This is a genomic window from Kitasatospora sp. NPDC059462 (assembly GCF_042749955.1).
In the GTDB taxonomy this organism is placed as follows: Bacteria; Actinomycetota; Actinomycetes; order Streptomycetales; family Streptomycetaceae; genus Kitasatospora.
The window spans coordinates 1-9,803 of the sequence record NZ_JBHYUU010000100.1 but is presented as its reverse complement, the minus strand read 5'-3'; the positions used below and the strand labels follow the sequence as shown (position 1 = coordinate 9,803).

Genomic DNA, 9,803 nt, shown 5'->3' with positions numbered 1-9,803 from the left:
TCGCGGATTAATGGTGTGTACAGTTCTCGTCCCTGTTGTCTGTCGAACGGACGACGCGGGGCGGCCCGCCGCGCCGGTGATCACCGCGCGGCGGGCCGTCCGGGGCGCATTACCAGCCGCGGTTGGCGTACCGCTCGCTCTCCGGCAGGGTGTCGCAGTTGATGCCGACCATGGCCTCGCCCAGGTTGCGGGAGGCGTCGGCGATGATCTTCGGGTCGTCGAAGAAGGTGGTGGCCTTGACGATCGCGGCGGCACGCTTGGCCGGGTCGCCCGACTTGAAGATGCCCGAGCCGACGAAGACGCCCTCGGCACCCAGCTGGCGCATCAGCGCGGCGTCGGCCGGGGTGGCCACGCCACCGGCGGAGAACAGCACGACCGGCAGCTTGCCGAGCTCGGCGACCTCCTTGACCAGCTCGTACGGGGCGCGCAGCTCCTTGGCGGCGGCGAACAGCTCGTTGTGGTCCAGGGCGCGCAGGTGGCCGATCTCGTTCTTGATCTGGCGCAGGTGGCGGACCGCCTCGACGACGTTGCCGGTGCCGGCCTCGCCCTTGGAGCGGATCATGGCCGCACCCTCGGCGATGCGGCGCAGCGCCTCGCCCAGGTTGGTGGCACCGCAGACGAAGGGGGTGGTGAACGCCCACTTGTCGGAGTGGTTGACCTCGTCGGCCGGGGTCAGGACCTCGGACTCGTCGATGTAGTCGACACCCAGCGACTGCAGGACCTGGGCCTCGACGAAGTGGCCGATCCGGGACTTCGCCATGACCGGGATCGAGACCGCGCCGATGATCTCCTCGATCATGTTCGGGTCCGACATGCGCGCCACGCCGCCGTCCTTGCGGATGTCGGCCGGCACCCGCTCCAGGGCCATGACGGCCACAGCGCCGGCGTCCTCGGCGATCTTGGCCTGCTCGGCGTTGACCACGTCCATGATCACACCGCCCTTGAGCTGCTCGGCCATGCCGCGCTTCACCCGGGCGGTGCCGATCTGCGGCTGGTCTGCGGTGGTGGGGGTGGTGGACACGTGAGACCTCACTCGAAGAATGAACCAGTGCTATCGCCCTATGGTAGGCGGAAGGTACCGCCCCTCCATGCGCCACCAAGTCCAGCCGGTCCGGCGGGATACGACAAAGAGGCCGTATCCGGACCCCCATCGGCCCAGGTGGGACCGGGCCGCGACCGGTCGGGCTACGCCGGAGCGCCCTGCGGGGTGAGCGCCGGCGGCGGCGCGTCGTCCATCTCGAAGGCCATCGGGAACGGCGCCTTGCCCGCCAGCCGGAAATAGCGCACCAGCCGGTGCTCGCGCACCGCCCGCGCCGCCCGCACCGCGTCGTTGTGGAACCGCCGCGCCATCGGCACCCGCCGCACCGCCGCCGTCAGGTCCCGCACCGCGTCCTCGCCGCCCGGCTCCGCCACCAGCGCCGCCACCTGCTCCGGCTCGGCGAACACCGCCCGCAGCGCGAGGCTCAGCTGGCTCTCCGCCACCTCGCGCTGCTCGTCCTCCGCCTGCCGCGCCGCGTGCGCCGCGTCCAGCAGCAGCAGCGACGCCGCCGGGTCCAGCAACGAGGACGTCGCCAGCTCCATGGCCACCGACGCCCGGCGGACCAGCTGCGCGTCCAGCGCCGCACGGGCGGCGTCGATCCGGGCATGCAGCCGGTCCAGCCTTCCGGCCGTCCAGCTCAGGTACATGCCGAACAGCACCACGGCCACGCCGGCCCAGATCCAGGTAGTCACGGGGCGCTACGCTACCGGGTGCCCCCGGTTCACCCCTCGATCGCGGTGTTCCGGTAGGCCTCGCGGTCGATGTCGCGCACGTCCACGGCCAGGTGCAGCCGCTCCCCCGGCGCCGGCTTCACCCGCTCCGCCAGCAGCGCCAGCACCCCCTCGGTGAGCGCCGCCTTCGCCTCCGGACTGCGGCCCGGGAAGATCTGGAACTGCACGAACAGCTGCGCCTCGGCGCGCTCCCCGAAGCCCACCACGACCTCCGGGTCGGTCGCCCGGAAGACCGTCTTGCAGCCCTCGGGCGCGGCGGCGACGGTCTCCACCGCCAGCCGGTTGATCGCCGCGCCCAGCTCGCGGCGGTCGAAGGAGCCGGCCAGGCTCGGGGAGTAGTCGACGGAGATCTGCGGCATCGGGCCCTCCAGGGACGGGAACGGGAACTGCGGACGGGAAACCGTCCGAACCCTAACCTCGGCGCCCCGCCCCGGTCAGTCCCGGGCCAGCCCGAACCGGCCGCGCCGCCCGCTGCGCTCGTCCTCCACCACCGCGGCCTCCCCGGCCGTCACCGTCTCGTACACGGCCAGGATGTCCGCGCCCACCGTCGACCAGTCGAACCGCCGCACGTGCCGCGACGCCGCCTTGCGCAGCTCCTCCAGCCGCGCCGGGTCGCCCAGCAGGCGCAGCGCCGTCCGCGCCAGCGCGTCCGCGTCCTCCACCGGGAACAGCTCGCCCGCGTCCCCGCCGTCCAGCACCTGCTTGAACGCGTCCAGGTCGCTCGCCAGCACCGGCGCGCCCGCCGACATCGCCTCGACCAGGATGATCCCGAAGCTCTCGCCGCCGGTGTTCGGCGCCACGTAGAGGTCCACGCTGCGCAGCAACCGGGCCTTGTCCCGGTCGCTCACCATGCCGAGGAACTCCACCTGCGCGCGGACCTCCGGCGCGAGCCCGGCGACCGCCTCCTCCTCGTCGCCCTTGCCCGCCACCAGCAGCCGCACCCCCGGCCGCTGCGCGAGGATCCGCGGCAGCGCCGCCAGCAGCGTCGGCAGGCCCTTGCGCGGCTCGTTGATCCGGCCGATGAAGCCGATCGTCCCCGGCCGCCCCTCGGCCGCCCCGCCGGTCCACCGCTCGTCCGGCTCGGCCTGCGCGAAGAACCCCACGTCCACGCCGTTGGGGATCACCACCGCGTCCCCGCCCAGGTGCTCCACCAGGGTGCGCCGCGCGTACTCGCTCACCGCGATCCGCGCCCGCATCTTCTCCAGCCCCGGCTGCAGGATCGGCGAGGCCGCGATCATCGCCCGCGAGCGCGGGTTCGAGGTGTGGAAGGTGCCCACCATCGGGCCCGACGCCGACCACGCCGCCAGCATCGACAGGCTCGGCGAGGCCGGCTCGTGCACGTGCAGGATGTCGAACCGCCCCTCGTGCAGCCACCGCCGCACCCGGGCCGCCGACAGGATCCCGAAGCTCAGCCGCGCCACCGAGCCGTTGTACGGCACCGCCACCGCCCGCCCGGCCGACACCACGTACGGCGGCAGCGCCTCGTCGTCCTCGGCCGGCGCCAGCACCGACACCTCGTGGCCCAGGCCGATCAGGTGCTCGGCGAGGTCCCGGATGTGGAACTGCACGCCGCCGGGGACGTCCCAGTCGTAGGGGCAGACGATGCCGATCTTCACGGGTCTCCTCGAAATCCTGCGGGCGGTGCGGTGCGGTGCGGGTACGACGGCGCTCCCGGGAGGTCCCGGGGTCCGTCGGTGCTCAGGCTCCCGAGGCCTCGGCCGCCGGCTCCCCGGCCGCCTCCGCCGCCGGCCGGACGGCGGGCTCCCGGACGGCCGGACGGGCGGTTGCCGCGGCCCGGTCCGCCCCCGGCTCCACCGTCTCACGGACCGGGAGGTCGGCCAGCCAGAAGCGCTGCAGCATGTGCCAGTCCTCCGGGTGCTCCCGGATCGCCGCCTCCCACACCGCGGCCATCGCCTGCGTCATCGCCCGGGTCTTCTCCGCCCGGTCGCCCTCCGCCGGCACCACGACCTCCGGGTGCACCCGCCCGCGCATGGTCCGCCCCTCGTACCAGAGGGACACCGGCAGCAGCGCCGCCCCGGTCCGCTGGCACAGCGCCGCCGGACCGGCCGGCATCCGCGTGGCCTCACCGAAGAACGACACCTCGATGCCCGCCTCCGAGAGGTCCCGGTCCCCCACCAGGCAGACCAGCCTGCCCGCCCGCAGCCGCCGCGCCAGCGTGCCGACGACGCTCACCGAGCCGCCGGTCAGCGCCAGCACCTCCATGCCCAGGCTCTCCCGGAACGCCACGAACCGGTCGAACAGCCGCTCCGGCTCCAACCGCTCCGCCACCGTCGTGAACGGGTACCCCCGGGTCGCCACCCAGGCGCCCGCCAGGTCCCAGTTGCCCATGTGCGGCAGCGCGACCACCGCGCCCCGCCCGGCCTCCATCGCCGCCTGCACGTGCTCGAAGCCGTCCACCTGCACGTCCCGCAGCACCCGCCCGCGGCCCCACACGGGCAGCCGGAACGACTCCTGCCAGTACCGCATGTACGAGCGCATCCCCGCCCGGGACAGCTCCCGCAGCCGGGCCTCGTCCGCCTCCGGGCACACCCGCAGCAGGTTCGCCTCCAGCTGGAGCACCCGCTTGCCGCGCCGCCGCCACGCCGAATCCGCCAGCCGGTCGAACAGCGCCCGCGCCGCCGGCTCGGGCAGGTGCTTGAGCGCCCCCCAGCCCGCCGCGTACGCCGTGTACACCAGCCGGTCCACCACTCGGTCCTTCACCGCGGGACCGCCCCCTCTCAGCTTCCGGCCGCCATGCGGTCCGCCTCGAACGCCTCACGGCGCACCTGCAGCATCCGCTGGAACACCGTCACCAGGCTGCCGGCCGCCACCAGCCACAGCGCCACCGGCAGCAGCCACTCCACGTACGGCACCCCGAACGTGTGCAGACCCGCCACACCGGCCGCCACCAGGCTGATCACCAGCCGCTCGGCCCGCTCCACCAGCCCCGACACGTCGCACGGCAGCCCCTGGCTCTCCGCCCGCGCCTTGGTGTACGACACCACCAGCCCGCTCGCCAGGCAGAACACCGCCACCGCGCACAGCAGGTCGTTGTCGCCCTTGCCGGCGTACCACAGGGCGATGCCGCCGAAGATCGCCGCGTCCGCGACCCGGTCCAGCGTCGAGTCCAGGAACGCTCCCCACTTCGTGGACCGCCCCAGCTGCCGCGCCATGTTCCCGTCCACCAGGTCCGAGAAGATGAACAGCGTGATCGTGATGGTGCCCCAGAAGAACTCCCCGCGCGGGAAGAACACCAGCGCACCGGCCACCGAACCGGCCGTACCGACCAGCGTCACGGTGTCCGGACTCACACCCAGACGGATGAGGAACGCGGCGAACGGGGTCAGGACACGTGTGAAGAAGGCACGCGCGTATTTGTTGAGCATGGCCTTCCCGACCGCTCCGATCTGCCTGGTACCCGCCTGCGGCCGGAGTGCGCGGCAGACGACCCGATGGATCAGCCCATCCGGCCCACCCATCGTAGCCACGCCCGCCGACCTCCCCCGCGCGCGCACCACCCCCGCATGCCGCTCGCGCGCCCCCCGCAGCCCCCGCCCCTAGACTTTCACCGACAGCCTCGGCGCGACGGGAGGAGACCCCGATGCCCGACCGCAGCACCGCCAGAGCCGGCCAGGCCCCCGCCGTCGCCGGACCGGGCGACCTGCGCAACGTCGTCCTCATCGGCTGCGCCGGCGTGGGCAAGACCACCCTCGCCGAGTCGCTCGCCCACGCCGCCGGCGCCGTCGGCCGCCCCGGCCGGGTCACCGACGGCACCACCGTCTCCGACCACGAGCCCATCGAGCACCAGCAGCAACGCTCCGTCCAGCTCTCCGTGCTCCCGCTCGAATGGCGCGGCACCAAGATCAACCTGATCGACCCGCCCGGCCACCCCGACTTCGCCGCCGAGCTGCGCGCCGCCCTGCACGCCGCCGACGCCGCCGTCTTCGTCGTCTCCGCCACCGACCCGGTCACCGCCCCCACCCGTGCCCTGTGGCGCGAGTGCGCCGCCGAGAACATCCCCCGCGCCATCGCCGTCGCCAAGCTCGACATCGCCCGCGGCAGCCTCGACGACATCCTCACCGCCTGCCACGACGCCTTCGGCCTCGGCCCCGACACCCTGCGGCCGCTCTTCCTGCCCGTCCACCACGACGGCCGGCCCGACGGCAGCGTCGACCTCCTCACCGGCCACACCTACGGCGAGGCCGACCCCCTGCCCGACACCGCCCCCGCCCGCGAGAGCCTCGTCGAAGCCATCTCCGGCCAGGACGACACCCTCATGGAGCAGTACCTCACCGGCGAGACCCCCGACACCGACTCCCTCGAAGCCGGCATGCGCCGCGAGGTCCTCGCCTGCACCCTGCACCCCGCCGTCCCCACCAGCGAACACGGCCTCGGCGCCACCGAACTCCTCGACCTCATCACCACCACCTTCCCCACCCCCGCCGAACGCACCCGCCCCGCCCCCGACTGCGACCCCGACGCCCCCCTCGCCGCCCAGGTCGTCCGGGTCACCGGCGACGCCTACGTCGGGCGCGTCAGCCTGCTGCGCCTCTACGCCGGCACCCTGCGCCCCGACACCCGCATCCGCCTCACCGGCCCCCGCCACCCCGCCGACCAGGACGCCGAGGAACGCGTCACCGGCCTCACCAGCCCCTTCGGCAAGCTCCAGCGACCCGTTCCGCACGCCGTCGCCGGCGACCTCGTCTGCGCCGCCAAGCTCACCACCGCCCGCGCCGGCGACACCGTCCAGGAACCCGGCCACACCGCCGAACTCGACACCTGGACCCTGCCCGAACCCCTGCTGCCCGTCGCCGTCGAGGCGCACAGCAAGGCCGACGACGACAAGCTCTCCCAGGCCCTGTCCCGGCTCGCCGCCGAGGACCCCGCCCTACGCCTCGAACAGAACCCCGACACCCACCAGCTCGTCCTCTGGTGCACCGGCGAGGCCCACGCCGAAGCCGTCCTCGACCGGCTCCGCAACCGCCACGGCGTCCACGTCGACACCGTCGAGCACCGGGTCGCCCTGCGCGAGACCTTCGGCACCGCCGCCGCCGGCCACGGGCGCCTCGTCAAGCAGTCCGGCGGCCACGGCCAGTACGCCATCTGCGACCTTGAGGTCGAACCCCTCCCCGCCGGCTCCGGCTTCGAGTTCCAGGAACACGTCGTCGGCGGCTCCGTCCCCAAGCACTTCATCCCCTCCGTCGAGAAGGGCGTCCGCGCCCAACTCGCCAAGGGCGTCGCCACCGGCCACCCGCTCGTCGACATCCGCGTCACCCTCACCGACGGCAAGGCGCACTCCGTCGACTCCTCCGACTCCGCCTTCCAGACCGCCGCCGCCCTCGCCCTGCGCGACGCCGCCGAACACGCCGTCATCCGGCTGCTCGAACCCGTCGCCGCCGTCGGCGTCCTGCTGCCCGACGACTACCTCGGCGCCGTCCTCGGCGACCTCTCCGCCCGCCGCGGGCGCGTCCTCGGCACCGAGACCGGCGGCCCCGGCCTCACCCTGCTGCGCGCCGAGGTCCCCGAGCTCGAACTCGCCCGCTACCCCCTCGACCTGCGCTCCCTCACCCACGGCACCGCCGAGTTCAGCCGCGCCCACCTGCGCCACGAACCCATGCCCGCCGCCCTCGCCGACCGCTTCACCCGCCAGGACTGACGCCCCGGCCGCTTCACCCTCCGGAGGGCCGGCCGTTCACCGCCGCGGCAGCGCGCAGGCCGGCGTCCCGCCCGGCATCCGGTGCCGGTTGTGCGCCACCCACCGGTACACCACCGCCGCCACCGGCCGCACCGGCGCCGTCGCCAGCACCCCGCCCAGGTACGCCCACACCCCGCCCGAACGCATCAGCAGCCGTGCCACCGCCTGCGCCCCGCCGTACACCCGGCCGCCCGGCGTCACCCACAGCACCTCGCGCTCCGCGCGCTCCCGGGTCACCTCGCCGCGCCCCCCGGCCACCGCGTCCAGCTCCGCCAGGTCCGCGAACTGGAACGGCACCGCCTCCCAGCCCCCCGACGCCAGCGTCTGCCGCGGATAGCGCTCCGCCCAGGTCGCACACGTGGTGCAGAACCCGCAGTCCCCGTCGAACACCAGCACCGGATCCGTCAGCCCACCGCTCGTCATGCCGCCATCGTGCACCATCGCGCCCCGACGGCCGCACCGGGGCGCGTCGAACAGCCGGAACGTGGGCATCATGCCCCACAGGCCCACCGTGGCCCGTTCGTGACGGCACTTCAGACGATCATGCCCGCGCCGGTGCCCCGGCACGGTAACCTGCCGCAGGACGAAGGGGAGGAGGGGACCGCCACCGTGACCACACTCGACATGACCCCGGGTGCGCAGATACCCCGGACCGACGCCGGCCCGCAGACCGCCGGCACCCAGGCGATCTCCTCGGTGGCGTACCGCGACATCACGCTGGAGGACGGCGCCGCCAAACTCGCCGGGACCACCGCCAAGAAGGGCCGCTTCGCCCTCTTCGCGCCCAACTTCGGCGAGGCCTGGAGCAAGGCGCTCATCTCCCGCACCCTCGGTGGCGACCGCAAGCCGCTGGTCCCCTCCTTCGGCCTCGACACCCGCCAGATCGTCGAGCACTGCCTGGCCGCCGAGGAGATCCGCCGCACCCGCGACCGGCAGCTGTCCACCGTCTCCGTCGTCACCGGGCTGCTCTGCCTGCCCGGCACGCTGGTGTGGCTCGGCGCGTTCCAGCTGCGCGCCTGGCTGCGGCGCGACAACCCCAAGAACGCCACCGCGTACGGCGCCGTCGTGCTCGCCCTCGTCGTCGGCCTCGCCGCGCTGCTCGCCATCAAGCCCCCGGCCGGCGGCATCCTCGGCCTCTACCTGCGGATCGTGCTGCTCGCGCCGGTCATCGGCTGGTTCCTGGCCCGGCGCATCGTCGAGCGCACCGCCGCCGACCTGCGTGCCCGCTGGCTCTCGCTGGCCGAGGGCAACGCCGTCGCCGCCACCGTCCCGATGGCCGTCCCCCGCGACGACCTCGACAAGAAGGCCGCCGACCTGCGCGCCAAGCTCGGCCGGCTGGACTCCGAGCAGGAGACCAACGTCCAGCACTACGCCGGGGCCAAGGGCATCCTCGGCGCCGGCCGCCGCTGGGGCGAGTGGAAGCTCATCGACACCCTGCGCCCCGCCGAGGGCCAGATCGATTTCCGCCAGTTCCACCCCTGGGACCTCGTCCGCAAGATCTCCGGCCACCTCAAGTCGCTCGGCATCAGCGAGGTCGCCAACAGCGGCATGCCCGGCGTCCAGGTCAAGCAGTGGGTCGTCCTGGAGGTCGGCGAGAGCGCCGACGAGATCAGCCGCCCCGGCAACGCCGACATGGACGGCGACCACATGCGCGACTTCGCCGTCCAGGCCATCGCCGACAAGCAGACCTTCTCCGGCGGGCCCCGGCACTACCTCGCCACCCAGTTCATCACCCACGACGGGAAGCTCGTCCTGACCTTCACCGTCACCGTGGTGCTGCTCGCGAACACCCTCAACATCACCGTCGCCGGCTACGCCCTCGGCCCCATCGACGGCTTCTTCGGCGACAAGCCCAAGGACAAGGAGAAGTCCGTCGCCAAGACCTTCCGGTTCTGGGAGGAGCGCACGGTCAAGCTCCGGCTGATCGACAACGACGAGGTCGTCCGGCAGGCCGTCCGCGCCCCCTTCCACCGGATGCCCGGCCTGCTCTCCTGGCTCGGCGGCGGCCTCGGCCTGCCCGAGCCCTTCGGCTTCCGGCACACCTGGGCCGGAGCGCCCTGGGGCACCCGCACCATGGCGGACAACGCGCTCAACGCCTCCCACCCGGTGCTCGGCGCCGTGCACACCGCCACCCTGGAGTTCCTCGCCGAGCACGACCTCGACACCGAGCGCGCCTTCAAGGGCCGCGCGGCCGGCCTCAAGGCCGAGGCCCAGGGCAGCCGCCCGTTCAAGGTCGACCAGTACGACGCCTGACCGGACACGACGCAGGGCCCCCGGCGCCCAGGTGGTGGCCGGGGGGCCCGCGAGCCGGACGGGGGAGTCCAGCGGGCCGGCGTCG

9 protein-coding genes are annotated in these 9,803 nt (G+C 73.8%); 2 read left to right on the top strand and 7 right to left on the bottom strand.

Annotated elements, in window-relative coordinates; genetic code table 11:
- Window positions 1-109: 109 nt before the first annotated feature.
- From pdxS to pgsA, 6 genes are all read right to left on the bottom strand, one after another.
- A complete protein-coding gene (gene pdxS, locus ACFXAM_RS23520) occupies window positions 110-1,021 on the bottom strand; it encodes a pyridoxal 5'-phosphate synthase lyase subunit PdxS (protein WP_350545123.1) in 912 nt (303 codons plus the stop codon).
- A 164-nt stretch (window positions 1,022-1,185) separates the two neighbouring features.
- Complete coding sequence (locus ACFXAM_RS23515; RefSeq protein ID WP_380294207.1) at window positions 1,186-1,686, bottom strand: hypothetical protein; 501 nt, start codon at window positions 1,684-1,686, stop codon at window positions 1,186-1,188.
- Window positions 1,687-1,760: 74 nt separating this feature from the next.
- The gene (locus ACFXAM_RS23510) at window positions 1,761-2,129 is read right to left on the bottom strand and encodes a 5-carboxymethyl-2-hydroxymuconate Delta-isomerase (protein ID WP_380294189.1); all 369 of its coding nucleotides are present in this window, start codon (window positions 2,127-2,129) and stop codon (window positions 1,761-1,763) included.
- 75 nt (window positions 2,130-2,204) lie between these two features.
- Window positions 2,205-3,386 carry a glycosyltransferase family 4 protein gene (locus tag ACFXAM_RS23505; RefSeq protein WP_380294188.1) on the bottom strand — a complete coding sequence of 394 codons (1,182 nt, stop codon included), beginning with the start codon at window positions 3,384-3,386 and terminating at the stop codon, window positions 2,205-2,207.
- Window positions 3,387-3,468: 82 nt separating this feature from the next.
- A complete protein-coding gene (locus ACFXAM_RS23500; RefSeq protein WP_380294206.1) occupies window positions 3,469-4,512 on the bottom strand; it encodes a phosphatidylinositol mannoside acyltransferase in 1,044 nt (347 codons plus the stop codon).
- Complete coding sequence (gene pgsA / locus ACFXAM_RS23495) at window positions 4,509-5,156, bottom strand: phosphatidylinositol phosphate synthase (RefSeq protein WP_380294187.1); 648 nt, start codon at window positions 5,154-5,156, stop codon at window positions 4,509-4,511. The genes ACFXAM_RS23500 and pgsA overlap by 4 nt, the downstream gene beginning before the upstream one ends.
- A gap of 215 nt (window positions 5,157-5,371) precedes the next feature.
- On the opposite strand from pgsA, the gene ACFXAM_RS23490 reads away from it, so the two are divergent.
- Complete coding sequence (locus tag ACFXAM_RS23490) at window positions 5,372-7,426, top strand: elongation factor G-like protein EF-G2 (protein WP_380294186.1); 2,055 nt, start codon at window positions 5,372-5,374, stop codon at window positions 7,424-7,426.
- 36 nt (window positions 7,427-7,462) lie between these two features.
- Here the strand turns inward: ACFXAM_RS23490 and ACFXAM_RS23485 are convergent, their stop codons facing one another.
- The gene (locus ACFXAM_RS23485; RefSeq protein WP_380294185.1) at window positions 7,463-7,888 is read right to left on the bottom strand and encodes a thiol-disulfide oxidoreductase DCC family protein; all 426 of its coding nucleotides are present in this window, start codon (window positions 7,886-7,888) and stop codon (window positions 7,463-7,465) included.
- Between the two features lie 186 nt (window positions 7,889-8,074).
- Here ACFXAM_RS23485 and ACFXAM_RS23480 point away from each other — a divergent pair, with 186 nt between their 5' ends.
- Window positions 8,075-9,718 (top strand): hypothetical protein, encoded by a 1,644-nt coding sequence (locus tag ACFXAM_RS23480; RefSeq protein ID WP_380294184.1) that lies wholly within the window; start codon window positions 8,075-8,077, stop codon window positions 9,716-9,718.
- Window positions 9,719-9,803 lie beyond the last annotated feature (85 nt).

What these genes read in the sequence shown, in the direction of transcription:
- ACFXAM_RS23485 (WP_380294185.1), bottom strand. Translation starts at nt 7,888, where the DNA reads ATGACGAGCGGTGGGCTGACGGATCCGGTGCTGGTGTTCGACGGGGAC.
- ACFXAM_RS23490 (WP_380294186.1), top strand. Translation starts at nt 5,372, where the DNA reads ATGCCCGACCGCAGCACCGCCAGAGCCGGCCAGGCCCCCGCCGTCGCC.
- pgsA (WP_380294187.1), bottom strand. Translation starts at nt 5,156, where the DNA reads ATGCTCAACAAATACGCGCGTGCCTTCTTCACACGTGTCCTGACCCCG.
- ACFXAM_RS23515 (WP_380294207.1), bottom strand. Translation starts at nt 1,686, where the DNA reads ATGTACCTGAGCTGGACGGCCGGAAGGCTGGACCGGCTGCATGCCCGG.
- ACFXAM_RS23510 (WP_380294189.1), bottom strand. Translation starts at nt 2,129, where the DNA reads ATGCCGCAGATCTCCGTCGACTACTCCCCGAGCCTGGCCGGCTCCTTC.